Genomic DNA, 23,972 nt, shown 5'->3' on the forward strand with positions numbered 1-23,972 from the left:
CCCAACACTCTCAGCGAAACCGGGGCCCCACAAGCCGTTTTCACCAAAGCGACCGGTCAGAAGGCGCCGGCCTGCTCGACAATGCTGACCATCACGCGCAGCCCGATCGCGAGGGCCCGCTCGTCGAGGTCGAACGTCGGCTGGTGCAGATCCAACTGCATTCCGGTGCCCGACCACACACCCAGACGCGCCATCGCGCCGGGAATTTCCTCCAAGTACCAGGAGAAGTCCTCGCCGCCACCGGACTGCCGGGTATCGGCCAGCACATCGGGGCCGACGGCCTCGATGGCGTGGGTGAGGATGCGGGTCGAGACGTCCTCATTGACCACCGGTGGCACGCCGCGACGGTATTGCAGCGTGTGCTCGATGGCCAACGGCGACAACAGCGCCGACACGGCCTGACGGATGATTTCCTCCAGGTCGACCCACGTCTGCCTGCTGGCGGTGCGCACGGTGCCGGACAAGACGCCGTTTTGGGGAATCGCGTTGGCGGCCACGCCCGCGTTGACCGCGCCCCACACCAACACGGTGCCGTTGCGCGGGTCGATGCGGCGCGACAACACCCCGGGCAGCCCGGTGATCAGCGTGCCGAGGCCGTACACGAGGTCGGCCGTCAAGTGTGGACGCGACGTATGTCCGCCGGGCGAATACAGCGTGATCTCGATCGAGTCGGCGGCCGACGTGATGGGGCCCTGCCTGACGGCGACCTTGCCGGCCTCGAGCCGCGGGTCGCAGTGCAGGGCGAAGATCCGCGATACCCCGGCCAACGCTCCGGCGGCGATCGCGTCGATCGCACCGCCGGGCATCAACTCCTCGGCGGCCTGAAAGATCAGCCGCACCCCGACCGGCAGCTCGGGCACCGACGCCAATGCCAGTGCGGTGCCCAGCAGGATCGCGGTGTGCGCGTCGTGGCCGCAGGCGTGGGCGACGTTGGGCATCGTCGAGGCGTACGGGGCGCCGGTCCGCTCGGCCATGGGTAGCGCGTCCATGTCCGCGCGCAGCGCGATCCTCGGCCGATGCTCGGGCCCGAAATCACATGTCAGTCCGGTTCCGCCGGGCAGCACCTTCGGATTCAGCCCGGCGTCGGCCAGCCGCTCCGCGACGAACTGCGTGGTCGCGTATTCCTGGCGGCCCAGTTCCGGGTAGCGGTGGAAGTGCCGGCGCCAGGCGACCAGGTCGTCGTGGTGCGCGGCCAGCCAGGCTTCGGCGGTGTCGACGAGGCTCATACCGCCGCCCCGGTAGCCCTGTGCTGCTGTGCGGCCAATACCCGGTCGCGCTCGGCACGGGTCTCGGCGAGCCGAACAACGGTGCGCGCCAACATGATCGCGCCCTCGACGACCGCGCGGTCGGCGCTGGGACTCGCCGCCGCCTCGGCGAAGGCGCGCTGGTGGACGGTGGCCCCGCCGGCGTCGACCCCGATCACCGGATGGATCCCCGGCAGCACCTGCGTCACGTTGCCCATATCGGTGCTGCCCAGCGGAAGCCCGGCCTCGACGTCGGCCGGCACCGGCTCGCGTCCCAGCCGGCGCATCTCCTCCCGGCACACGTCGGACAGCCATCGGTCCGGTTTGAGCTCCGCGTATGCCGGTGCGGCCGTGTCGATTTCGTATTCGCAGCCGGTGGCCAGCGCGCCCGCGGCAAAACACGCGGACACTCTGCCCTGCAAGTCACGCAGCGAATCAGAGTCGACCGCCCGCATCGCATAGTGCAACGTCGCGGACCCGGGGATGACGTTGACCGCCTGGCCGCCGTCGGTGACGATGCCATGCACCAGTTGCCCGGGCGCCAGTTGCTGCCGCAGCAGTCCGATGGCCACCTGCGCGACGGTCACGGCGTCGGCGGCGTTGACCCCCAGATGCGGCGCTACGGCCGCATGCGATTCCTTACCCCGGTAGTCCACGGTGACCTCGGACAGGGCCAATGATCGCGTCCCGGCGATGTCGGCCGGCCCCGGATGGACCATCACAGCCACCGCGACGTCGTCGAACGTCCCGGCGCGCAGCATCAGTGCCTTGCCGCCGCCGGACTCCTCGGCGGGAGTTCCCAGCAGCGCAACCGTCAGGCCGAGGTCGTCGGCCACCTCGGCCAGCGCCAGCGCGGTCCCCACCGCCGATGCGGCGATGATGTTGTGACCGCAGGCGTGCCCGATGCCGGGCAGCGCGTCGTATTCGGCGCACACCCCGACCACCAGTGGTCCGCTGCCGAAGTCGGCACGAAACGCGGTGTCCAAACCGGCGGCGGCCGGGGTGATTTCGAAGCCGCGCTCGCCGACCAACGCCTGAGCCTTGGCGCAGCTGTGGTATTCGGCGAATGCCAATTCCGGTTCGGCGTGGATCGCGTGGGACAGCTCGACCAGGTCGCCGCCACGGCGCCGCACCAATTCCTCGACGCTGTCCAGTGCGCTCGGTGCGGGCATCTTCGCAGTATCTCACCGACGAACATCGGCAGAGCTGGCCGCCTTTCCTGGGCCATCCGGCCCACGTCGTCGCCCGGCTAAGCTCGACCACCCGGACTCGGATTTCGTGTGTCCCCCGGGCAGGATGATTTGACGGTCGTTGCCGCCACCTTCGGCGCCCCTCGGAGCTGCCTTTGGGTGTCGAGCGTGTCGTGTCGCCACGAGTCGAAACCGTTGTGCGGCAAACGGATTGCCCATGCGGGCCGCCGATCATCCGGCGCAGCCCGCTGGTGATTGAGCCGCATCCGCACACGATGTCGCAGTTCTGCAGCTCCGGGTCGGCCCACCGGTTGTCGGCCTCGACGGGATTTGCGGTCACGTCGTCGAGCGGCGACACCGGCCTCTTCGGTTCGGCCAACAATTCCGGTAACCCGGGCTTGAGACCGCGAGCAGACGCAGAATCGCCCCAGAACCACGGTTTTGGGGCGATTCTGCGTCTGCTCGCGGCTTAGCTAAGCTCGCCCACTGTGACTGAACCCGCCGAACTCGCGCGCCAGGCGGCGCAGGTTCTCGGTGAGCGCACCGGGATCGGCGAGCACGACGTCGCGATCGTGCTCGGTTCGGGATGGTCGCCGGCGGCTGCGGCGCTCGGCTCCCCGACCGCGGCCCTGCCCCAGGCCGAGTTGCCCGGGTTCGCACCGCCCAGCGCGGTCGGGCACGCCGGTGAGCTGTTGTCCGTGCGGATCGGTGAGCATCGGGTGCTGGTGCTGGTCGGTCGCGTGCATGCATACGAGGGGCACGACCTGCAGCATGTGGTGCACCCGGTGCGCACGGCCTGCGCGGCCGGAGCGCGCATCGTCGTGCTCACCAACGCGGCCGGCGGGCTGCGCCCCGACATGGGGGTCGGTCAGCCGGTGCTGATCAGCGACCACCTGAACCTGACCGCGCGTTCGCCGCTGGTCGGCCCGCAGTTCGTCGACCTGACCGATGCCTACGCGCCGCGGCTGCGGGCGCTCGCTCGCGAGTCCGACCCGGAGCTGAGCGAAGGCGTGTATGCGGGCCTGCCGGGACCGCACTACGAGACGCCCGCCGAAATCCGGATGCTGCGAGCGCTGGGCGCCGACTTGGTGGGCATGTCGACGGTGCACGAGACCATCGCCGCCCGGGCGGCCGGCGCCGAGGTGCTGGGCGTGTCCCTGGTGACCAACCTGGCAGCCGGGATCACCGGTGAGCCGCTGAGCCACGCCGAGGTGCTTGCCACCGGGGCTGCGTCGGCGGCTCGGATGGGCGCGCTACTGGCCGACGTCATAGCCCGATTCTGAATGTGCTTGTGAAACCCAAGGATTGGATCGCCCACGATCCCGACCCGCAGACGGCGGCCGAGCTCGCCGGCTGCGACCCCGACGAACTTGCAGCCCGGTTCGCCCGCCCCCTCACGTTCGGCACCGCCGGGTTGCGTGGACCGGTGCGCGGCGGGCCGGACGCAATGAACCTCGCGGTGGTTCTGCGGGCCACCTGGGCGGTGGCACGCGTTCTCAGCGAACAGGCCGGTGCGCTGGTCCTTGTGGGACGCGACGCCCGGCACGGCTCGGCTGCCTTCGCGACGGCAACGGCCGAAGCGTTTGCCGCCGAAGGCTTTTCCGTGCTGCTGCTACCCGATCCGGTGCCCACGCCGGTGGTGGCGTTCGCGGTGCGCCGCACCGGCGCCGCCGCCGGGATACAGATCACCGCCTCGCACAACCCACCCACCGACAACGGTTACAAGGTCTATTTCGACGGCGGCATCCAGATCGTCTCCCCCACCGACCGCCAGATCGAAGCCGCGATGGCCGTCGCTCCCCCGGCCGACCGGATCCCCAGGAAGCCCGTCAACCCCGGTGAAAACAGCGCCACCGACCTGGTTCAGCGCTACATCCAGCGCGCGGCCAAGGTCCGGCGCGGTACCGGGTCGGTTCGGGTGGCCCTGACACCGCTGCACGGGGTGGGCGGCGCGGTGGCCGTCGAAACGCTACGCCGCGCCGGTTTCGACGACGTGCACACCGTCGCGGCGCAGTTCGCGCCGGACCCCGACTTCCCCACCGTGACGTCGTTCCCCAACCCCGAGGAGCCCGGCGCTACCGACGCACTGCTTGCCCTGGCCGCAGATGTCGGGGCCGACGTCGCGATCGCGCTGGACCCCGACGCCGACCGCTGCGCGGTCGGGATACCCACCAGGGAGGGGTGGCGGATGCTCTCCGGCGACGAAACCGGTTGGCTTCTGGGTGATTACATCTTGGCGCGGCATGCCAATCCCGAGTCCGCTGTGGTGGCCAGCACCGTGGTGTCGTCGCGGATGCTGGTGGCGATCGCCGCGCAGTACGGCGCGACCCACGTCGAGACCCTCACCGGCTTCAATTGGCTCGCGCGGGCCGACGCGAAAGTCGCAGGCACCCTGGTGTACGCCTACGAGGAAGCGATCGGGCATTGCGTCGACCCCGACGCGGTGCGCGACAAGGACGGAATCAGCGCCGCGGTGCTGGTGTGCGATCTGGTGGCCACGCTCAGGACGCAGGGCCGTTCGGTGCCTGACAAGTTGGACGAATTCGCCCGTCGCCACGGCGTGCACGAGGTTGCGGCGGTGTCGCGCCGCGTGGCCAACGTCGACGAGGCCGTGGACCTGATGGGCCGGCTGCGGGCGACGCCGCCGGACCGGCTGGCCGGTTTCCCGGTGACCACCATCGATATCACCGACGCGCTGATCTTCACCGGCGACGACGACGACACGTCGGTCAGGGTGGTGGTGCGACCTTCGGGGACCGAGCCGAAGCTGAAGTGTTACATGGAGGTTCGCTGCGCGGCGGCCGGTGACCTACGCGCTGCCCGGGAGCGGGCCGGTGCGCTGCGCGACGATCTGGTCTCGACCGTGCGGCGGTGGTGACTCCGCTTAGCGGGGCCCGAACTGGCGGTCACCCGCGTCGCCGAGACCCGGAACGATATAGGCGGCCTCGTTGAGCCCGTCGTCGACGGTCACCGTGAACAACCGTATGTTCGGCGCCACTTTCTCTAGCGCCGCAAGGCCTTCCGGAGCAGCCACGACGCACAACACGGTGATATCGGCTGCGCCGTGGTGCCGCAGCAGCCCGATCGTGTGCGCCATCGACCCGCCCGTGGCCAGCATCGGGTCGAGGACCATTACCGGCGTGTCGGTCAGGTCGTCGGGCAGCGACTCCAGGTACGGGACGGGCCGGTGGGTTTCCTCGTCGCGGGCGACGCCGACGAATCCGACCCGGGCTTCGGGTATCGCCGCGTGTGCCTCAGCGATCATGCCCAACCCGGCCCGCAGCACGGGCACCAGCAGTGGCGGTTTGGCCAGCCGCACCCCGCGCGTCTCGGCCAGTGGGGTGCGGATCGGAAATGTCTCGCAACCCACGTCCCTGGTGGCCTCGTAGACCAGCATGAGTGTCAGCTCACGCAGCGCGGCCCGGAAGCCGGCATTGTCGGTGCGTTCGTCGCGCAGCACGGTCAGTCTGGCGGCGGCCAGCGGGTGGTCAACGACGCGCACATCCACGGGGTTTGACCCTATATAACAATCAGAGCTAGGTCCCCTAACACGCGAGCGTGGGGGCCGAGACCGCGCAAGCCCGCTCATATACTCCCGGCATGCTCTCCGCGAGACGGCACCTGACAAGGGCATACCGCGCATTGACGGTACTCGGCGCGGTGGCCCTATCGCTGCCCACTCACGGCGCCGACGCTCCGTCTCGCATCGGCCTCACGGCGGGCGAACTGCCGACGCCCGCGCACGTGGTAATCGTGGTGGAAGAGAACCGCTCCCAGGCCACCATCATCGGCAACCCGTCGGCGCCCTTCATCAACGCCCTGGCCGCGGGCGGGGCGATGATGGCCCAGTCGTTCGCCGAAACACATCCCAGCGAACCGAACTATTTGGCACTGTTCGCCGGGGACACGTTTGGGCTGACGAAGAATATCTGTCCGGTAGATGGCGGCACCCGCCCCAACCTGGGTTCCGAATTGCTTGCTGCCGGATACACATTCGCCGGATTCGCCGAAGGACTGCCCGCGGTCGGGTCGACCGTATGCAGTTCGGGCAAGTACGCACGCAAGCACGCGCCCTGGGTTAACTTCGGCAACGTGCCGGCTGCAAACTCGGTGCCGTTCTCGGCATTTCCGAAGCCGGGGAACTATGCGAGCCTGCCGACCGTGTCGTTCGTCATTCCGAATGGCGACAACGACATGCACGACGGCACGATCGCCGCTGGCGACGCGTGGCTGAACCGGGAACTGTCCGCCTACGCCACCTGGGCCAAGGCCAACAACAGCCTGCTCGTCGTGACCTGGGACGAGGACGACGGCAGTAGCCGCAATCAGATCCCGACGCTGTTCTACGGTGCGCACGTGCAGCCCGGAACCTATGGCGAGGCCATCAGCCACTACAACGTTCTTTCCACCCTGGAACAGATGTATGGGCTGCCCAAGACGGGCAACGCGGCGAATGCTCCGGCGATCACCGATATCTGGAGCGGGTGAACGCTACCGGGCCGGGCTGCATTGCCGGCCGTCGCTATTCTGTGCCGCATGGCTGTTGACCTCGTGCCCATCCGCCTGAGCCTGTCCGCCGGTGATCGCTACACGCTGTGGGCGCCCCGCTGGCGCGATGCCGGCGATGAGTGGGAGGCGTTTCTGGGTAAGGACGACGACCTGTACGGCTTCGAGACCGTCGCCGATCTGGTCGCGTTCGTGCGCTCCGACACCGACCACGATCTGGTGGACCACCCAGCGTGGAAGGACCTGACCGCGGCTCACGCGCACAGGCTCGATCCGCCCGAAGACAAGAAATTCGATCTGGTCGCCGTCGAGGAGCTGGTGGCCGAGAAGCCGACCGAGGAGTCGGTGACCGCGCTGGCCGCCACGCTAACAATCGTGTCGTCCATCGGATCGGTGTGCGAGCTGCCGGCGGTCTCGAAGTTCTTCAACGGCAATCCCAGCCTGGGCACGGTATCCGGCGGAATCGACCACTTCACCGGCAGGGCCGGCCAGAAGCGCTGGAATGCGATCGCCGAGATCATCGGGCGAAGCTGGGACGACGTGCTCCAGGCCGTCGACGAGATCGTCAGCACCCCCGACGTCGACGCCAAGTTGTCGGCCCAGGCCGCCGACGAGTTGGAGGAGGAGCGCGCAGAGCCCGAGGACGAAGAGTCGGGGGCCGAATCCGCGGAAGAGACGACCGGAGACGAGGAATCCAAGGAAGCCGAGGACGACTCCGACGAAGAAACCCGCGCGCCCGGCGACACCGTCGTACTGGGCAGCGACGAGGGCTTCTGGCTACAGGTGGGCATTGACCCGATCCAGATCATGACGAGTGCGGGCACCTTTTATACGCTTCGCTGCTACCTGGATGACCGGCCGATCTTCCTGGGCCGCAACGGTCGGATCAGTGTGTTCAGCTCCGAGCGGGCCCTGGCCCGCTACCTTGCCGACGAGCACGACCACGACCTGTCCGACCTGAGCACCTACGACGACATCCGTACCGCCGCCACCGACGGCTCGCTGGCGGTGGACATCACCGACGACAACGTCTACGTGTTGAGCGGGCTGGCCGACGACATTGCCGACGGGCCGGACGCGGTGGATCGCGAGCAGCTCGACCTGGCGGTCGAGCTGCTTCGAGACATCGGCGAATACTCCGAGGAGCGCACCGTCGACAGGGCGCTGGAAACAGGCCGGCCCCTCGGCAAGCTGGTGGCTTACGTGCTGGAGCCCGGCTCGGTGGGCAAGCCCGCGGCACCGTATGTCGCCGCGGTGCGGGAGTGGGAAAAGTTGGAGCAGTTCGTGGAGTCGCGGCTAAGGCGCGAATAGCGCCGCCAGCCGGCGACGACATTCAACGTGAGCGTCGCGGCTCAGGCGCGAATAGCGCCGCCAACCGGCGACGACATTCAACGTGAGCGTCGCGGCTCAGGCGCGAATAGCGCCGCCAGCCGGCGACCGTCAGAGCCGTTCCATCGCGCGCGCCGTGGAGGAGTCCTCGAGGAACGAGTAGCGCTTCGGACGGTACTGACGTGATTGTGGGCGGTTCCGGTGCACGGGCGAGAGGGCGCCGGCCTCGTCGTTGCGGGCCAGGGCGGAGACGATTCGGATCAGGTACTTCATCGTCGCGTTCCCTTCAGAAAGTCGGTTCAAAAAGTGGATGTCCCAACTGTGCTATTTGGCGTGGCCGCAACCATCGGTGAGAACGCGTAAATCGGCCCGGGAGGGGGTCGTACGTTTGCGGAGGCGCGCCGGGCGCATGTGCGCGATTTCGCTGAAAAATGCGGGTCGCGCTGCTCGATGCTGGTTAGCATGCCGAGCGGGATCGAGCTCACCACACGCTGCTCGGCGCTCCTGAGGTCCGCGAGGGTTGCGGGTCAGTAACGGTTCCCGGGGTCCGGCGTTGCCCGACCCCGGGTGAGGTGTTCAGTCTGCGCTGAGGGCGACGAAATCGCGGTCCGCGGCACGCTGGGCGCAGACTGGGCGTCCTGGATGCAGACTCGTGTGATCAGGCGCCCGGGAATCGACGGGCGGGTCAGCCGGCCGCAATGCTGGCCGGTCCGGTGACACCGACGTGGCCGTGCAGTTTGCGCAGGTTGTGGCAGGTTGCCGGCAGTAGCCATTCGCCGTGGGGCTGATCGAGCCCGCGAAGCAAGAGTTGTTTGGCGTGTTGCCGGGTGCGCCTTTGGCCGAATACGGGTTCAAGGCTGGCGAACTAAGGCGCGAATTGCGCCGCCGGCCGGCGGGTGTCGCGGCCAAGGCGCAAATAGCACTCGGGTGAAGAGGCGCCGGTCAGGGCTCGAGCAGGACCTGCGGGTCGAAGGAAGCGGCGAACGGCTCGGTGATCTCGAATGTTTGGCCGGACAAGGCTTTTGCGTGCGCGACATAGCGGTCGCCGTCGAGGCGCAACATCTCGACCAGTGACTCGTCGCGAAGGATTTCCACACGCATGAAGTAGGGGATGCCCAGCCGCGCACATGTGGCTGGCTTGTCGATGCGATCGCGACGGCGTGAAGATCGTGAAACTATTTCGACCGGGCACAGCACCTGGTCGTGCTCGAACCAGGTCTGGTCACGAACTGGTGTCTTCAGAATGATCAGGTCAGGTTCGATCCAGCCCTTGGGGTCGGTGCGCAGGTTCAGCGCGGAATACACTGCGTATCCAGCGGCACGTGCGCCGGCATCCAACTCGAACACCAGCCGAACCGCTGCCCAGCTGTTCGCGCTGCCCTCGCGCGGGCTCATGACCAGCCTCCCCTCCTCGGCCTCGTAGCGCACCGGTGGCATGCCGTCGATCGGCAGGTAACGAGCAGCCAGCTCGACCGTCCACAGGCCGTCGAGGTCGATGAGCGGATCAAACGGGCGGGGAATCGTTGCCGCCATGACCACCTCCCTTCGTCGTTACATGCTACGGCCGGTCAAGCGGAGACAGCGGTGGTAGCCACCGATTTACGGCTCGAACAAGCCGCCCTGCGTGGCGGTGTCGGTGAGTTTGCGAGCCCATGCCCGGATGGCGGCGTCGGGGTCGTGTTCGGCGAGAACCCGCGCTCGATCGGCCATGCCCCAGCCGACCAGCTTCTCGAGTGCGGCCGTCCGCGGCGACTCGTGGCCGCAACGCAGCGCGGCATCCACGATCACGCCGCTTGGTCCGGGGCGAGATGGTCGCACCGCTCGAACCGCGCCCGTCACGACGGGCTCGATCGGCACATCTGCGGGCGTGGCGCGCCTTCGCACGAGAACGCGGGTGACGGCCCAGGATCGCAGCGGCGGCCATCCGTGTCGATGCGCGGCGGCGGGCGTGTTCGGATCGACGCGCACCGTCCATGGTGGTCGGGCACCGCCGAGATCGAACTCCAACTGGCCGAGCGGCCGGCCAGGGGCGCGGTCAGCTTCACCCGGGCGGCGCTCGCGACCTAGCCGTGACATCGAGCGAACACCGTAAGCTGCGGCCACCGGCTAGCCGATCAGCGCTGCGAACCGCGGCTTGATCACCTCGTCGATGATCACCAGCCGCTCACCGAACGCAACGAACGCCGACTTCACCGCATCGATGGCGACGCGTTCGAGATCACTGCAGCCGTAGCCGAATGTCTGCGCAGTCACCGGAACCCGGCCCGGGCCAACAGATCGAATGAGTAGTAAAACCACGGTGGCGCAATTGGTTTCAACAACATCACGTGTTCTCGGCGGCGGCCACCGATCGCGGCAGCTGGCCCCCGGCGCCGCGCGGGCGCGGACGGCTGACGGGGCGGTCAGCCGGGTTGGCCGTCGGTGCCGGCGATGCCTGGGCTGCCGTCGAGGCCGTCGCTGCCGGGGTTGCCATTGCTCGAGGTTCCGCCCATGCCGCCGGCGCCGGGGGTGCCGCCGCCACCGCCCTTGCCGCCGGCGCCGGGGGTGCCGCCGGTCCCGGCGGTGCCCGCGCTGCCAAGCAGGAGCCCTCCGGCCCCGCCCGCGCCGCCCGCACCCCCGGCGGCACCGTTACCCCCGGCGGCGCCGTTGCCGCCATTGCCGCCGTGACCGCCGGCACCGCCGAAGGCCGACGGACCGCTAACAGCGCTGCCGCCGTTACCGCCCTTGCCGCCGGCTGCCCCAGCCCCGCCAACACCGCCGCTGCCGCCGGCACCGGCGTTGCCGCCGTCACCGCCGTTGCCGATTAAGGAGGCGGCGCCACCGTGACCCCCAGCCCCGCCCGCACCGCCGCTGCCGCCAGTACCAAACGCGCTGCCGCCGTCGCCGCCATCACCGCCGACACCGCCACGGGCGCTGGCCCCTTGCGAGATGACATCGGGGCCGCCATCCCCTCCGGCGCCCGCGGCCCCACCTGAGGCGCCGGCCCCGCCGGCACCACCCGCGCCACCGTTGCCGCCGGCCCCGCCGTTGCCAAGCCACCTCCCGCCCGCGCCCCCGTCACCACCGGCGCCCCCGGCGGCACCATTACCACCGGAAGCAACACTGGCAGCGCCGTCGCCGCCGGAACCCCCGGCACCACCGTGGTTGGTAACGCTGCCGGTCGCGGTGCTTGCAAAGGCGCTACCACCCTTGCCGCCGTCACCGCCCGCACTGCCGGGGGCGGCGCCGCTGCTCCCGTTGCCGCCGTCACCGCCCACCGCGTCACCTTTGCTGCTAACCAAGGCCTGGCCGCCGTTGCCCCCGTTGCCGCCGGCACCGCCGGCACCCGCGATACCGCCGTTGCCGCCGTTGCCCCCGGTGGCGGTGCCTAAACTAAAGACCTCCGCCCTGCCGCCGTCGCCGCCGTCGCCGCCGGTCGGGGTGGTGCCCGTGACGGAGGTGCCGTCGCCGCCGTCGCCGCCATTGCCACCGGTTGCAGTCCCCGTTACGGCTACGTCAGCGCCCCTGCTGCCCGCGGGCGCCGCGGCGCCAGGGGTGGGGTTGACGCCGTCCGCTCCGGCGAGGCCAGCGCCGCCGTGGCCGCCCGCCCCGCCGTCGCCGATCAGGCCGATCGCGGGGCCGCCGTCGCCGCCGCGCCCGCCGACGCCGCCGTTGACGCCGGCCACGCCGAACCCGCCGAACCCGCCGGCCCCGCCGTTGCCGTACACCATCGCGCCGGTGCCGCCGTGACCGCCGGCCCCGCCGGCGCCGCCGTTGCCGCCGTTGCCGCCGTTGCCGAACAGCCACGCCGAACCCCCGGCGCCGCCGGCCGCGCCAGGCCCGCCGGCCCCGCCGTTGCCGCCGTTGCCGATCAACCCCGCCTGCCCGCCGGCCCCGCCGGGCTGGCCGGCCCCACCGGCCGCGCCGTTACCGCCGTTGCCGTACAGCAGCCCACCGGCCCCGCCGGCCTGCCCGGGCAGCGTGCCGTCGGCGCCGTTGCCGATCAGCGGGCGGCCCACCAACGCCTGGGTGGGCGCGTTGACCGCGGCAAGCAGCTGGTCCCGCGCGGCGGCCTCAGCGCTCTGGTACGAACTCGCCCCGGCGGTCACGGCGCGGACGAACTCCTGGTGAAACGCCGCCGCCTGCGCGCTGAGGGCTTGATAGCTCTGGGCGTACCCGCCGAACAGCCCCGCGACCGCCGTCGAGACCTCGTCGGCGGCCGCCGCCAATAGCTCCGTCGTGGGAGCCGCGGCGGTTGCGTTGGCCGTGCTGAGTGCCGACCCAATCCCCGCCAAGTCCGTTGCCGCCGCCGCCAACATCTCCGGCGCCACGATCACAAACGACATGAGCACCTCCCAGCACGCGTGCACTCGACTAGCAGAGGCTACCGCGATCCGGGCGGGGGATCAGGGGTTCCCGTTAGCCGATCAGCACCGCGAACCGCGGCTTGATCACCTCGTCGATGATCGCCAGCCGCTCATCGAACGCAATGAACGCCGACTTCATCGCATTGATCGTGAAGCGCTCCAAGTCGCTCCAGCCGTAGCCGAACGCCTCCACCAGGCGGTGCATTTCGCGGCTCATCGACGTGTCGCTCATCAGCCGGTTGTCGGTGTTGACGGTCACCCGGAACCGGGCCCGGGCCAGCAGGTCGAACGGGTGCTCGGCGATGCTGCCGACCACGCCGGAATGCACGTTGGAGCTGGGGCACAACTCCAAGGGGATTCGCTTGTCCCGCAAGATGGATGCCAGCCGGCCCAGCTTGAAGCCGCCGCGGTCGTCGACGCCAACATCGTCGACGATGCGCACCCCGTGACCCAGCCGGTCGGCACCGCAGAACGCGATGGCCTCGTGGATGGACGGCAGCCCGAATGCCTCGCCGGCATGAATCGTGAAGCGCGCGTTGTTATTTCGCATGTATTCGAAGGCGTCCAGGTGCCGGGACGGCGGATAGCCGGCCTCCGCGCCGGCGATGTCGAACCCGACCACCCCCTTGTCCCGGAACCGGATCGCTAGCTCGGCGATCTCGCGCGATAACGCGGCGTGCCGCATCGCGGTGACCAGGCAGCGCACGGTGATCCGACGGCCATCCGCCGCACAGGCCTTCTCACCATCGGCGAAACCCGCCAACACGGCATCGACCACCTCGTCGAACGACAATCCGCGCGCGATGTGCAGCTCCGGCGCGAACCGCACCTCGGCATATACCACGGAGTCGGCCGCCAGGTCCTCCACGCACTCAAAGGCGACCCGGTGCAGCGCCTCGGGCGTCTGCATCACCGCCACGGTGTGCGAGAACGGCTCGAGGTAGCGCTCCAGCGAGCCGCGGTACGACGTGGCGTGAAACCAGGCCGCCAGCGCGTCGACGTCGGTGGCGGGCAGGCCGTCGTAACCGACCTGGCCGGCGATGTCGAGCACGGTGGCTGGGCGCAGCCCGCCGTCGAGGTGGTCGTGCAGCAGGGCCTTGGGCGCTTGCCTGATTGTCTCCAGCGTCGGCGCACCCGTCATCGGAGGATCCGCTCGACGATCAGCGGCCTTGGCTCGGGCGGCGTGTCGTCGACGCTCCAGGCGCCGTCCAGCTCGGCCATCGCGGCGCCGAAGCGTTCCGGGGTGTCGGTGTAGAGGGTGAACAACCGCTCGCCGGCCGCCACGGGCTCCCCGGGGCGACGGTGAATCCTGACACCGGCGCCGGGCTGAATTCGGTCGCCCGGGCGGGATCTGCCCGCGCCGAGCCGCCATGCGGTCAGCCCCACTGCCATCGCGTCGATAGTGGCCATTGTTCCGCTCCGATCGGCGATCACGGTCTCTGAATGCGCACCGATCGGCAACGGTACCGACAAGTCACCGCCCTGCGCGGCCACCAACCGGCGGAATCGGTCCATCGCGGTACCGTCGGCCAGCGTCTGCGCGGGGTCGCGGCCGTCGATGCCGGCCAGCTCGAGCATCTCGGTGGCCAGCCGCAGCGTCAGCTCCACCACGTCGGGTGGCCCGCCGCCGGCGAGCACCTCGCACGCCTCGGCGACCTCGAGCGCGTTGCCGACGGTCGCGCCCAGGGGGCAGTTCATGTCCGTCAGTAGCGCGTGGGTGGGCACCCCATGCGCCGCGCCCAACTCGACCATCGTGCGCGCCAGTTCGCGGCACCGCGCCTCCGACTCCAGCAGCGCCCCGGCACCGACCTTCACGTCGAGCACCAGCGCGCCGATCCCCTCGGCCAGCTTCTTGCTCATCACCGAGCTGGCGATCAACGGCAGGGACTCGACCGTCGCGGTGATATCGCGCAGCGCGTACAGCTTCTTATCGGCCGGCGCCAGCTGACCGGCGGCGAAGATCGCCGCGCCGAGGTCGCACAGTTGCTCGCGCACCCGCTGACTGGACAGCTCCACGGTGAAGCCCGCGATGGATTCCAGCTTGTCCAGGGTGCCGCCGGTATGCCCCAGCCCGCGGCCGGAAGCCTTGGGCACGGCAGCGCCACACGCGGCGACGACGGGCACCAACACCAGCGTGGTCTTGTCCCCCACCCCGCCGGTCGAGTGCTTGCCCACAATAGGTAGTGGCCTACCGTGGACGCGCAGATCGGTGAAATCCATCCGTTCACCCGAGGCCAGCATCGCCGACGTCCACCTGGCGATCTCGCCGCCGTCCATGCCGCGAAAAAAGATCGCCATCACTAGCGCCGCCATCTGTTCGTCGGCGACCCGGCCGTCGGTGTAGGCGGCGATGATCCAGTCGATGGCGGCATCGGACAACCGGCCGCCGTCCCGTTTGGTCCGGATCACCGTCGGCGCGTCGAATCCGATGTCGGTCAAGGACGTTCCCGGGAGAGGTCCCCGGCATCGAAGGGGTCGGGCAGCAGTTCGCCGAGCCGGCGGGTCCCGGCCGGATGGTCGATCAGCATCCCGGGTCCGCCATGCTCCAGCAGCAGCTGACGACATCGTCCGCACGGCATCAGCACAGACCCACGCCCGTCGACACACGACAGCGCGCGCAGTCGGCCGCCGCCGGTCGAATGCAGGGCACACACCACCCCGCACTCCGCGCACAGGCTCAGGCCGTACGACGCGTTCTCGACATTGCACCCGGTGACCACGCGGCCGTCGTCGACCAGCGCGGCCGCGCCCACTCCGAACCGCGAATACGGCGCATAGGCGCCAGCGGCTGCATGGATTGCCTTGTCCCGCAGCACATTCCAATCAACCAACAGCATTACGTTACCTCGCTTACGCCTCGGCAACTCCGACAGCAACCCTAACGCGCACTGCGACACAGGTGCGTGTATCTCCCTGTTGACCACCGCGGGCAACCTGGCCACGTTAAGCTCGATTGCCCGGCTAGAGCTGCGAAGGCGGTGAGGAGAACGGCGACAACCGCGGATCCGACGACAGTCACGAGAAAAGTCAGCAAGCGGCGACCACCTCGGACCCTGTATCGGGGCGATCCCGGCATGTGGTCCTGGGTGTTGCACCGCATCACCGGCGCCACGATCTTCTTCTTCCTGTTCGTGCACGTCCTGGACACCGCCCTGGTGCGGGTAAGCCCCCAGGCCTACAACTCGGTGATGGCGAGCTACAAAACCCCGATCGTCGGCTTGATGGAATTCGGGCTGGTGGTCGCGGTGTCCTACCACGCCCTGAACGGCGTCCGGATCATCTTGATCGACTTCTGGTCGCAGGGACCGCGCCATCAGCGGTTGATGTTGTGGGTCGTCGGCATCGTGTGGCTGCTGATCCTGGTGCCCGCGGCGGTGGTGCTGGGCATCCACATGTGGGAGCACTTCAGATGAGCATCCCCGACGTTCAGCTCAGGGGTCAGCGAGCACCCGTGCTACAGCGCAGCTTCGACCGGCCCGCCAGCCTGGACAATCCGCGTTCCCCGCGCCGGCGCGCCGGCATGCCCAACTTCGAGAAGTTTGCCTGGTTGTTCATGCGGTTTTCCGGTGTCGTGCTGGTGTTTTTGGCACTGGGACACTTGTTCGTCGGACTGATGTGGGAAAACGGCGTCTATCGCATCGATTTCAACTACGTGGCGCAGCGCTGGTCGTCGCCGTTCTGGCAGACCTGGGACCTGCTGTTGTTGTGGCTGGCGCAGCTGCACGGCGGCAACGGCCTGCGCACCATCATCGACGACTACAGCCGCAAGGATTCCACCCGATTCTGGCTCAACGCACTGCTGGCGTTGTCGATGGCGTTCACGCTCGTGCTGGGAAGTTACGTGCTGCTGACGTTCGACGCGAACATCTCCTGAGAGGCGACCGGGTGATCCACCAACACCGATACGACGTGGTGATCGTCGGCGCGGGCGGTGCCGGGATGCGGGCCGCGGTCGAGGCGGGTCCGCGGGTTCGTACCGCGGTGCTGACCAAGCTGTACCCCACCCGCAGCCACACCGGCGCCGCCCAGGGCGGCATGTGCGCCGCGCTGGCCAACGTCGAAGACGACAACTGGGAATGGCACACATTCGACACCGTGAAGGGCGGCGACTACCTCGCCGACCAAGACGCCGTGGAGATCATGTGCAAGGAGGCCATCGACGCGGTGCTCGACCTGGAGAAGATGGGGATGCCGTTCAACCGCACCCCCGAGGGCCGCATCGACCAGCGCCGCTTCGGCGGGCACACCCGCGACCACGGCAAGGCCCCGGTGCGCCGGGCCTGCTACGCCGCCGACCGCACCGGCCACATGATCCTGCAGACGCTCTACCAGAACTGCGTCAAGCACGACGTGGAGTTCTTCAACGAGTTCTACGCGCTCGACCTCGCGATCACGCACACCCCGGGCGGGCCGGTGGCCACTGGGGTCATCGCCTACGAGCTGGCCACCGGCGAGATCCACGTCTTCCACGCCAAGGCCGTCGTGATCGCGACCGGCGGTTCGGGCCGCATGTACAAGACCACCTCCAACGCGCACACCCTCACCGGCGACGGCATCGGTATCGTCTTCCGCAAGGGACTTCCGTTGGAGGACATGGAGTTTCACCAGTTTCACCCGACCGGGCTGGCCGGCCTGGGCATTCTGATCTCCGAGGCGGTGCGCGGCGAGGGCGGCCGGCTACTCAACGGCGAGGGCGAGCGCTTCATGGAGCGCTATGCCCCGACGATCGTCGACCTGGCGCCCCGCGACATCGTCGCCCGATCGATGGTGCTCGAAGTCCTGGAGGGCCGCGGCGCCGGCCCGCACAAGGACTACGTCTACATCGACGTCCGCCACTTGGGCGAGGACGTGCTGGAGGCCAAGCTGCCCGACATCACCGAGTTCGCCCGCACCTACCTCGGCGTGGACCCGGTCACCGAGCTGGTCCCGGTCTACCCGACGTGTCACTACCTGATGGGCGGCATCCCCACCACCGTCACCGGGCAGGTGCTCCGGGACAACACCAGCGTCGTTCCCGGCCTGTACGCGGCCGGCGAGTGCGCCTGCGTGTCGGTGCACGGCGCCAACCGGCTGGGCACCAACTCGCTGCTGGACATCAACGTGTTCGGCCGCCGCGCCGGCATCTCGGCGGCCAGCTACGCGCAGGGGCACGACTTCGTCGACCTGCCGCCGGAGCCGGCGGCGATGGTCGTGGGCTGGGTGGGCGACATCCTTTCCGAGCACGGCAACGAGCGCGTGGCCGACATCCGCGGGGCGCTGCAGCAGACGATGGACAACAACGCCGCCGTGTTCCGCACCGAGGAGACGCTGAAGCAAGCTTTGACGGATATCCACGCCTTGAAGGAACGCTACTCTCGAATCACCGTGCACGACAAGGGAAAACGCTTCAACAGCGACCTGCTGGAAGCGATCGAGCTGGGCTTCCTGCTGGAGCTGGCCGAGGTCACCGTCGTCGGCGCCTTGAATCGCAAGGAGTCCCGTGGCGGGCATGCCCGGGAGGACTATCCCAACCGCGACGACGTCAACTACATGCGCCACACGATGGCCTATAAGGAAATTGGGGCCGACAAAGAGGGCACCGACCTGCTCAGCGACGTCCGGCTGGACTTCAAACCCGTCGTGCAGACCCGCTACGAACCCAAAGAACGGAAGTACTGATGGCCGTCGAGCCCGAGCTAGCGCCTCCGCTACCGCCCGTTCCCGAGGGCGCGGTGATGGTGACCGTGAAGATCGCCCGGTACAACCCCGACGACCCTGACCGGTACGCGGAAACCGGCGGCTGGCAAAGCTTCCGGGTGCCGTGCCTGCCCAGCGACCGGCTGCTGAACCTGCTGATCTACATCAAGGGATACCTGGACGGGACACTCACCTTCCGGCGCTCCTGCGCGCACGGGGTGTGCGGGTCCGACGCCATGCGGATCAACGGCGTCAACCGGCTGGCGTGCAAGGTCCTGATGCGCGACCTCCTGCCGAAAAAGCCCGGCAAATCGCCCACGGTCACGGTCGAGCCCATCCGTGGGCTGCCGGTGGAGAAGGACTTGGTCGTCGACATGGAGCCGTTCTTCGACGCCTACCGCGCGGTGAAGCCCTACCTGATCACCAGCGGCAACCCACCGACGCGGGAGCGGATCCAGAGCCCCACCGACCGCGCCCGCTACGACGACACCACCAAGTGCATCCTGTGCGCGTGCTGCACCACCAGCTGCCCGGTGTTCTGGCACGAGGGCAGCTACTTCGGCCCGGCGGCGATCGTCAACGCGCACCGCTTCATCTTCGACAGCCGCGACGAGGCCGCCGCCGAGCGCCTCGACATCCTCAACGAGGTCGACGGGGTGTGGCGGTGCCGGACCACGTTCAACTGCACCGAATCCTGCCCGCGGGGCATCGAGGTGACCAAGGCCATCCAGGAGGTCAAGCGCGCGCTGATGTTCTCGCGCTGAGTTTTCCGCCGAGCAGACGCAAAAACCCCTGAAAACGCGGCGTGTCGCGGGCTTTTGCGTCTGCTGGGCTACGAGGCCGCAGGCGCCAGAACACCCCCGTCGTAGTGCGTCACCAGGTCTTCGACCACCAGCTGCCACGACGGCCCGTCTATGCAGAGGTTGCTGGCGGTGAGCACCAGCCGTTCGGGGGCTCCGGGCAGCAGCGACACCGCGAACAATCGGCCGGTGCGCATGTCGAAACCAGCGCGCTGCCTCGCGATCACATCCGCCACCGTTGACCCCGGCGGTTCCACCCCCCAGCCCCATGCACCGCCCGGGCGAGGCGTCCAGGTATCGAAGGCCGGTTCGAACACGGAGCCAAGGGCGGGGTGCGCGTCGAAGACCGCATCGACCGCGGCCCGGATGCGCGCTTGGTCAACGCGCGAGTGGGCGACCAGAACATCGGTATGCGTCAATGGCTCGATGTCTTCGAGCCGCGGTTCATCCAGATACGAGTAGGCAGGCATGACCACAGGCTCGGGCGCGATCCTCAGCGAATTCTTGGCGGATTCTTGGCCTACTCGTGGTGTGGCCGTCACACCTTGGCGACCCGTCTCGTCTGATGGGTATGACACAGAAAACCCGCATCGACCCCCTAGCCCCGAATCGCGTCGGCTTGCTGGTCCGCACCATGTACCGGGTCGCCAAGCGGCGCTACGGCGAGGTCCCCGAGCCGTTCACCGTCGTCGCACACCACCGGCCTCTGCTCGTCGCCAGCGCCGTGCACGAGACGATGCTGGAACGCACATCGCGAACGCTGCCCGTCAATGTGCGCGAGCTGGCGGTGCTGTGGACCGCGCGCAAGATCGGCTGCTCTTGGTGCGTGGACTTCGGGTCCATGCTGCAACGCCTGGATGGCCTCGACATGGAACGCCTCAAGGAGATCGACAATTACGCGACTTCTCCGGCGTTCACCGACGACGAGCGCGCCGCCATCGCCTATGCCGACGCGATGACCACCGATCCGCACACCGTCACCGACGAGCAGGTGGCCGACCTACGGGCCCGCTTCGGCGACGCCGGGGTGGTCGAGCTGACCTACCAGATCGGCGTGGAAAACATGCGGGCGCGGATGAACACCGCGCTGGGCATCGCCGAGCAGGGCTTCAGCTCCGGTGACGCGTGCCGGGTTCCCTGGGCAGCCGAGCCTGCCGAGCAAGGTCACGCAGCGGAGAGGCGGTGAACTTGTCGGGGTTGGCGATATCCCATAGGGCGCAGACCTTTCCGTCGCACACCGTCATCGCGGTTATCCGCGGGGCCATCTCCCGATACCCGTCGGCGCTGGGGCAACCTTTGGTGTAGGCGCCCAGCTCACCGTTGACCAGTGCCAGCTGATTGACCGTGAAAAACGCCGGGCCGTAGCGGCGGGCCAGGCCGAACATGAACCGGGCCACCTTGTCCGCCCCATGGATGACCCGAACTGCGGTGGGCGCCTTGCCGTTTGAATCGCCGGTGAAGGTCACGTCGGGATGCAACAGCGACACCACGGCGTCCAGGTCACCGGCGGCCATGGCGGCCATCAGCCGGCCGACCACCTCGTTGTGGGCGGGGTCCGGTTTCGGCGGCGGATCGGCTGCGGCGGCCTTGCGCGCCCGCGAGGCCAGTTGCCGGGCGGCGGCCTCGGTGGTCCCCAGCACCTCGGCCACCTCGGCAAACGGCACGGCAAAGCCGTCGTGCAGCACGAAGGCGACCCGCTGATCGGGGTTGAGGCGCTCCAGCACCACCATCGCCGCGAACCGCGCGTCCTCACCAGCCACCACGGCAGACAGCGGATCGGCGCTGTCCAATCCGGTGACCACGGGTTCCGGCAGCCAATTGCCGGTGTAGGTTTCGCGCCGGTGCGCCGCGGACCGCATCCGGTCCAGGCCGAGCCGGCTCACCACGGTAGTCAGCCAGGCCCGCAGGTCATGGATCACGTCGTCCCGGGCGTCCCAGCGCAGCCAGGCTTCCTGGACGATGTCCTCGGCGTCGGCGACGGTTCCGGTCAGCCGGTAGGCGACGGACATGAGATGTGGTCGCAACTCCTCAAACTCCGCGACCTGCGTCGAGGTCATTGTTCGAGCGTAACGCCATGGCCCCTGCCGCGTGGCGCCCTGAAATGCGCACCGGCGCTACGCTCGCGGGCAATGACTGACAATCTTTGGCTGCACTATGCCCGCCATGGCCCGGGGATCACGCCGCCCATCATCACTCGTGGCGAGGGCGTCACTATCTTCGACGACCGCGGCAAGGGCTACCTGGATGCACTGTCCGGGCTGTTCGTGGTGCAGGTCGGTCACGGCCGCGCCGAGCTGGCCGAGGCCGCCGCCCGACAGGCCGGCACCCTCGGGTACTTCCCGCTGTGGGGGTATGCCACCCCCACCGCCATCGAGCTCGCCGAGCGCCTGGCGCAACGCGCGCCCGGCGACCTGAACCGGGTGTTCTTCACCACCGGCGGCACGGAGGCCGTCGAGACCGCGTGGAAAGTGGCCAAGCAGTACTTCAAGCTCACCGGCAAACCCGGCAAACACAAGGTCATTTCGCGCTCGATCGCCTACCACGGCGCCACCCACGGCGCGCTGGCCATCACCGGCCTGCCGTTGTACAAGGCGCCGTTCGAGCCGGTGACACCCGGCGGCTTCCGCGTGCCCAACACGAACTTCTACCGGGCACCCGAGCCATTCCGCACCGATCTCAAGGCGTTCGGGCAGTGGGCCGCCGACCGGATCGCCGAGGCGATCGAGTTCGAAGGTCCGGATACCGTCGCCGCGGTGTTCCTCGAACCGGTACAGAACGCGGGCGGCTCCATTCCACCGCCCCCCGGCTATTTCGAGCGGGTGCGCGAGATTTGCGACGAGTACGACGTGCTACTGGTCTCCGACGAGGTGATCTGCGCGTTCGGCCGGATCGGGTCGATGTTCGCCTGCTGTGACATCGGGGACGTCGGCTACGTGCCCGACATGATCACCTGCGCCAAGGGGCTAACGTCGGGCTACTCGCCGCTGGGCGCGATGATCGCCAGCGACCGGTTGTTCGAGCCCTTCAACGACGGCAAGACGATGTTCCCGCACGGCTATACCTTCGGCGGTCATCCGGTGTCGACGGCGGTCGCGCTGGCCAACCTCGACATCTTCGACCGCGAGGACCTCAACGAGCAGGTCAAACAGCGCTCACCCGCATTGCGCGCCACCCTGGAGAAGCTGTATGACCTGCCCATCGTCGGCGATGTTCGCGGCGAGGGATATTTCTTCGGCATCGAGCTGGTCAAGGACAAAGCGACGAAGCAGACCTTCGCCGGCGAGGAACGCGCAGCGCTGTTGGGCCAGGTGTCGTCGTCGCTGTTCGAGGCCGGATTGTATTGCCGCACCGACGACCGCGGCGATCCCGTCATCCAGCTGGCGCCACCGCTGATCAGCGGGCAGGCCGAGTTCGACGCCATCGAATCCATCCTGCGCGGCGTTCTCAGCACGTTGTAGGCCGAGCAGACGCAAACGCCCGCGACACGCGGTGCGTTAAGGGGCGTTTGCGTCTGCTCGGCAGAGAACTCAGCGCGGCTCCCGGCGATCGGGCCGCCGATCCCCTAATCTGCACAGGCGATGGACTTCTTACGTGCCGCGGCATGCCTGGCCGCAGCGGCTCTAATGCTCGCCGGCCCGGCCGCGCCGACGGCAAGGGCCGAGCCCAACGCCGAGGCGAACGCCGGGGCCGGGAATTGCCCGTACAAGGTGTCCACCCCGCCCGCGGTGGATTCGTCGGAAGTCCCCACGGCGGGCGATCCGCCGCTGCCGCTGGCGGTGCCCGCGACGCCGGTCGGCGGCAACGCGCTGGGCGGCTGCGGCATCGTCACCGCTCCCGGCACCCCACCGGTGCCGGGCGACATCTCCGCCGAGGCATGGCTGGTGGCGGACCTGGACAGCGGCGCCGTCATCGCCGCCCGCGATCCGCACGGCCGGCACCGCCCCGCCAGCGTCATCAAGGTGCTGGTCGCGATGGCGTCCATCAATGCGCTCAATCTCAACAAGTCGGTCGTCGGCACCGCGGACGACGCGGCCGCCGAGGGCACCAAGGTGGGCGTCGACGCCGGCGGCACTTACACCGTCAACCAGTTACTGCACGGCCTGCTGATGCATTCCGGCAACGACGCCGCGCACGCGCTGGCGACGCAGCTCGGCGGCATGCAGACCGCCCTGGAGAAGATCAACGTGCTGGCCGCCAAGCTAGGCGGCCGGGACACCCGGGTGGCGACGCCGTCGGGACTGGACGGGCCCGGCATGAGCACCTCGGCCTACGACATCGGGTTGTTCTACCGCTACGCCTGGCAGAACCCCACCTTCGCCGACATCGTCGCGACCCGCACCTTCGACTTTCCCGGCCATGGCGACCATCCCGGCTACGAGCTGGAGAACGACAACCAGCTGCTCTACCACTACCCGGGCGCGCTGGGCGGCAAGACCGGTTACACCGACGATGCCGGCCAGACGTTCGTCGGCGCGGCGAACCACAACGGCCGACGGCTGATGGCGGTATTGCTGCACGGCACCCGGCAGCCGATTGCCCCGTGGGAACAGGCCGCGCATCTACTGGATTACGGATTCGCCACCCCGCAGGGCACCCGGATCGGGACGCTGGTCGAACCCGACCCCGCGCTGGTTACTGGCGGGCAGGAGAATCCGGCGGACCGGCAGGCCAACGGCGCGCAGGCGGCAGGGCTGATGTCGTCGGCGGAAACACTGCCGGTACGGGTGGGCGTGGCCGTCATCGGCACCATCATCGTGTTTGGGTTGATGATGGTCGCACGCTCGGTGAACCGCCGGCGCAGCCCTGAGTAAAGCACTGAACGCGCAGGTGTCCGGCACCCGGGGGCCCATGTAACGATTACCCGAAATCCAGGAAGCTTGC

At 68.8% G+C, this 23,972-nt stretch carries 23 protein-coding genes and 2 pseudogenes; 12 read left to right on the plus strand and 13 right to left on the minus strand.

The features are described from left to right. Positions 1-56 precede the first annotated feature (56 nt). Both G6N24_RS16010 and G6N24_RS16015 read right to left on the minus strand, forming a co-directional pair. Positions 57-1,226, minus strand: coding sequence for an amidohydrolase (locus G6N24_RS16010; RefSeq protein WP_085159411.1), 1,170 nt, complete (start codon positions 1,224-1,226; stop codon positions 57-59). Continuing rightward, positions 1,223-2,416: a M20 family metallopeptidase gene (locus G6N24_RS16015; RefSeq protein ID WP_085159413.1), complete on the minus strand. Its 1,194-nt coding sequence runs from the start codon at positions 2,414-2,416 to the stop codon at positions 1,223-1,225. The genes G6N24_RS16010 and G6N24_RS16015 overlap by 4 nt, the downstream gene beginning before the upstream one ends. A 506-nt stretch (positions 2,417-2,922) precedes the next feature. Between G6N24_RS16015 and G6N24_RS16020 the strand changes: the two genes are divergently transcribed. After that, positions 2,923-3,717 carry a purine-nucleoside phosphorylase gene (locus G6N24_RS16020; RefSeq protein WP_085159417.1) on the plus strand — a complete coding sequence of 265 codons (795 nt, stop codon included), beginning with the start codon at positions 2,923-2,925 and terminating at the stop codon, positions 3,715-3,717. Between the two features lie 8 nt (positions 3,718-3,725). Then, complete coding sequence (locus G6N24_RS16025; RefSeq protein ID WP_085159433.1) at positions 3,726-5,312, plus strand: phospho-sugar mutase; 1,587 nt, start codon at positions 3,726-3,728, stop codon at positions 5,310-5,312. A gap of 6 nt (positions 5,313-5,318) precedes the next feature. Here the strand turns inward: G6N24_RS16025 and upp are convergent, their stop codons facing one another. Beyond that, positions 5,319-5,942, minus strand: a complete 624-nt coding sequence (upp, locus tag G6N24_RS16030) for a uracil phosphoribosyltransferase (RefSeq protein WP_085159419.1) — start codon at positions 5,940-5,942, stop codon at positions 5,319-5,321. Positions 5,943-6,034: 92 nt separating this feature from the next. Between upp and G6N24_RS16035 the strand changes: the two genes are divergently transcribed. Beyond that, positions 6,035-6,922, plus strand: coding sequence for an alkaline phosphatase family protein (locus tag G6N24_RS16035; protein WP_085159421.1), 888 nt, complete (start codon positions 6,035-6,037; stop codon positions 6,920-6,922). Positions 6,923-6,970: 48 nt separating this feature from the next. Then, a complete protein-coding gene (gene satS, locus G6N24_RS16040; protein WP_085159423.1) occupies positions 6,971-8,251 on the plus strand; it encodes a protein export chaperone SatS in 1,281 nt (426 codons plus the stop codon). Between the two features lie 129 nt (positions 8,252-8,380). Here the strand turns inward: satS and G6N24_RS16045 are convergent, their stop codons facing one another. From G6N24_RS16045 to G6N24_RS16055, 3 genes are all read right to left on the minus strand, one after another. Next, positions 8,381-8,542 carry a hypothetical protein gene (locus tag G6N24_RS16045; protein WP_163745537.1) on the minus strand — a complete coding sequence of 54 codons (162 nt, stop codon included), beginning with the start codon at positions 8,540-8,542 and terminating at the stop codon, positions 8,381-8,383. 669 nt (positions 8,543-9,211) lie between these two features. Further along, positions 9,212-9,802 (minus strand): Uma2 family endonuclease, encoded by a 591-nt coding sequence (locus tag G6N24_RS16050; protein ID WP_085159435.1) that lies wholly within the window; start codon positions 9,800-9,802, stop codon positions 9,212-9,214. A 66-nt stretch (positions 9,803-9,868) separates the two neighbouring features. Continuing rightward, positions 9,869-10,051, minus strand: coding sequence for a hypothetical protein (locus G6N24_RS16055; RefSeq protein WP_139822340.1), 183 nt, complete (start codon positions 10,049-10,051; stop codon positions 9,869-9,871). 144 nt (positions 10,052-10,195) lie between these two features. On the opposite strand from G6N24_RS16055, the gene G6N24_RS16060 reads away from it, so the two are divergent. Continuing rightward, the gene (locus tag G6N24_RS16060; protein ID WP_163745538.1) at positions 10,196-10,336 is read left to right on the plus strand and encodes a hypothetical protein; all 141 of its coding nucleotides are present in this window, start codon (positions 10,196-10,198) and stop codon (positions 10,334-10,336) included. 39 nt (positions 10,337-10,375) lie between these two features. On the opposite strand, the pseudogene G6N24_RS16065 reads toward G6N24_RS16060, so the two are convergent. The 5 genes and pseudogenes from G6N24_RS16065 to G6N24_RS16085 form a co-directional block, all read right to left on the minus strand. Beyond that, positions 10,376-10,513 (minus strand): annotated as a pseudogene (locus G6N24_RS16065) (adenosine deaminase); the annotation flags it as partial. Between the two features lie 158 nt (positions 10,514-10,671). After that, entirely contained in the window at positions 10,672-12,594 is a 1,923-nt protein-coding gene (locus G6N24_RS16070) for a PE family protein (protein WP_163745539.1), read from the minus strand. Between the two features lie 73 nt (positions 12,595-12,667). Continuing rightward, positions 12,668-13,756 (minus strand): adenosine deaminase, encoded by a 1,089-nt coding sequence (locus G6N24_RS16075; RefSeq protein WP_085162474.1) that lies wholly within the window; start codon positions 13,754-13,756, stop codon positions 12,668-12,670. Continuing rightward, on the minus strand, positions 13,753-15,054 hold the full coding sequence (locus tag G6N24_RS16080) for a thymidine phosphorylase (protein WP_085162475.1): 1,302 nt from the start codon (positions 15,052-15,054) through the stop codon (positions 13,753-13,755). The genes G6N24_RS16075 and G6N24_RS16080 overlap by 4 nt, the downstream gene beginning before the upstream one ends. Further along, complete coding sequence (locus G6N24_RS16085; RefSeq protein WP_085162476.1) at positions 15,051-15,452, minus strand: cytidine deaminase; 402 nt, start codon at positions 15,450-15,452, stop codon at positions 15,051-15,053. The genes G6N24_RS16080 and G6N24_RS16085 overlap by 4 nt, the downstream gene beginning before the upstream one ends. Before the next feature lie 237 nt (positions 15,453-15,689). Here G6N24_RS16085 and sdhC point away from each other — a divergent pair, with 237 nt between their 5' ends. The 4 genes from sdhC to G6N24_RS16105 are packed head-to-tail and all read left to right on the plus strand — an operon-like array spanning position 15,690 to position 19,055. Further along, a complete protein-coding gene (gene sdhC, locus G6N24_RS16090) occupies positions 15,690-16,028 on the plus strand; it encodes a succinate dehydrogenase, cytochrome b556 subunit (RefSeq protein ID WP_232070589.1) in 339 nt (112 codons plus the stop codon). Further along, entirely contained in the window at positions 16,025-16,489 is a 465-nt protein-coding gene (locus G6N24_RS16095) for a succinate dehydrogenase hydrophobic membrane anchor subunit (protein ID WP_085162478.1), read from the plus strand. Before sdhC ends, G6N24_RS16095 begins: the two co-directional genes overlap by 4 nt. Positions 16,490-16,500: 11 nt before the next feature. Next, positions 16,501-18,273: a succinate dehydrogenase flavoprotein subunit gene (sdhA, locus tag G6N24_RS16100; RefSeq protein ID WP_085162479.1), complete on the plus strand. Its 1,773-nt coding sequence runs from the start codon at positions 16,501-16,503 to the stop codon at positions 18,271-18,273. Then, positions 18,273-19,055, plus strand: a complete 783-nt coding sequence (locus G6N24_RS16105; protein WP_085162480.1) for a succinate dehydrogenase iron-sulfur subunit — start codon at positions 18,273-18,275, stop codon at positions 19,053-19,055. Before sdhA ends, G6N24_RS16105 begins: the two co-directional genes overlap by 1 nt. 68 nt (positions 19,056-19,123) lie before the next feature. On the opposite strand, the gene G6N24_RS16110 is transcribed toward G6N24_RS16105, so the two are convergent. Then, positions 19,124-19,561: a condensation domain-containing protein gene (locus tag G6N24_RS16110; RefSeq protein WP_085162498.1), complete on the minus strand. Its 438-nt coding sequence runs from the start codon at positions 19,559-19,561 to the stop codon at positions 19,124-19,126. Positions 19,562-19,629: 68 nt separating this feature from the next. Here G6N24_RS16110 and G6N24_RS16115 point away from each other — a divergent pair. Continuing rightward, positions 19,630-20,277 (plus strand): annotated as a pseudogene (locus G6N24_RS16115) (carboxymuconolactone decarboxylase family protein); the annotation flags it as partial. Here G6N24_RS16115 and G6N24_RS16120 read toward each other — a convergent pair. Continuing rightward, complete coding sequence (locus G6N24_RS16120; protein WP_085162482.1) at positions 20,201-21,148, minus strand: sigma-70 family RNA polymerase sigma factor; 948 nt, start codon at positions 21,146-21,148, stop codon at positions 20,201-20,203. The pseudogene G6N24_RS16115 and the gene G6N24_RS16120 sit on opposite strands and share 77 nt — an antisense overlap. A 72-nt stretch (positions 21,149-21,220) precedes the next feature. On the opposite strand from G6N24_RS16120, the gene G6N24_RS16125 reads away from it, so the two are divergent. Both G6N24_RS16125 and G6N24_RS16130 read left to right on the plus strand, forming a co-directional pair. Then, positions 21,221-22,549, plus strand: coding sequence for an aspartate aminotransferase family protein (locus G6N24_RS16125; protein WP_085162483.1), 1,329 nt, complete (start codon positions 21,221-21,223; stop codon positions 22,547-22,549). 120 nt (positions 22,550-22,669) lie between these two features. After that, the gene (locus G6N24_RS16130; protein WP_085162484.1) at positions 22,670-23,902 is read left to right on the plus strand and encodes a D-alanyl-D-alanine carboxypeptidase family protein; all 1,233 of its coding nucleotides are present in this window, start codon (positions 22,670-22,672) and stop codon (positions 23,900-23,902) included. Positions 23,903-23,972 lie beyond the last annotated feature (70 nt).

This window comes from Mycobacterium lacus, assembly GCF_010731535.1.
Classification (GTDB): Bacteria; Actinomycetota; Actinomycetes; order Mycobacteriales; family Mycobacteriaceae; genus Mycobacterium; species Mycobacterium lacus.

Coding starts and splice junctions, on each gene's coding strand:
- G6N24_RS16095 (WP_085162478.1), top strand. CDS start 16,025: ATGAGCATCCCCGACGTTCAGCTCAGGGGTCAGCGAGCACCCGTGCTA.
- G6N24_RS16130 (WP_085162484.1), top strand. CDS start 22,670: ATGGACTTCTTACGTGCCGCGGCATGCCTGGCCGCAGCGGCTCTAATG.
- G6N24_RS16035 (WP_085159421.1), top strand. CDS start 6,035: ATGCTCTCCGCGAGACGGCACCTGACAAGGGCATACCGCGCATTGACG.
- G6N24_RS16070 (WP_163745539.1), bottom strand. CDS start 12,594: ATGTCGTTTGTGATCGTGGCGCCGGAGATGTTGGCGGCGGCGGCAACG.
- G6N24_RS16120 (WP_085162482.1), bottom strand. CDS start 21,148: ATGACCTCGACGCAGGTCGCGGAGTTTGAGGAGTTGCGACCACATCTC.
- G6N24_RS16085 (WP_085162476.1), bottom strand. CDS start 15,452: ATGCTGTTGGTTGATTGGAATGTGCTGCGGGACAAGGCAATCCATGCA.
- sdhC (WP_232070589.1), top strand. CDS start 15,690: ATGTGGTCCTGGGTGTTGCACCGCATCACCGGCGCCACGATCTTCTTC.
- G6N24_RS16075 (WP_085162474.1), bottom strand. CDS start 13,756: ATGACGGGTGCGCCGACGCTGGAGACAATCAGGCAAGCGCCCAAGGCC.
- G6N24_RS16050 (WP_085159435.1), bottom strand. CDS start 9,802: ATGGCGGCAACGATTCCCCGCCCGTTTGATCCGCTCATCGACCTCGAC.
- G6N24_RS16110 (WP_085162498.1), bottom strand. CDS start 19,561: ATGCCTGCCTACTCGTATCTGGATGAACCGCGGCTCGAAGACATCGAG.
- G6N24_RS16125 (WP_085162483.1), top strand. CDS start 21,221: ATGACTGACAATCTTTGGCTGCACTATGCCCGCCATGGCCCGGGGATC.
- G6N24_RS16045 (WP_163745537.1), bottom strand. CDS start 8,542: ATGAAGTACCTGATCCGAATCGTCTCCGCCCTGGCCCGCAACGACGAG.
- G6N24_RS16010 (WP_085159411.1), bottom strand. CDS start 1,226: ATGAGCCTCGTCGACACCGCCGAAGCCTGGCTGGCCGCGCACCACGAC.
- G6N24_RS16105 (WP_085162480.1), top strand. CDS start 18,273: ATGGCCGTCGAGCCCGAGCTAGCGCCTCCGCTACCGCCCGTTCCCGAG.
- G6N24_RS16015 (WP_085159413.1), bottom strand. CDS start 2,416: ATGCCCGCACCGAGCGCACTGGACAGCGTCGAGGAATTGGTGCGGCGC.
- satS (WP_085159423.1), top strand. CDS start 6,971: ATGGCTGTTGACCTCGTGCCCATCCGCCTGAGCCTGTCCGCCGGTGAT.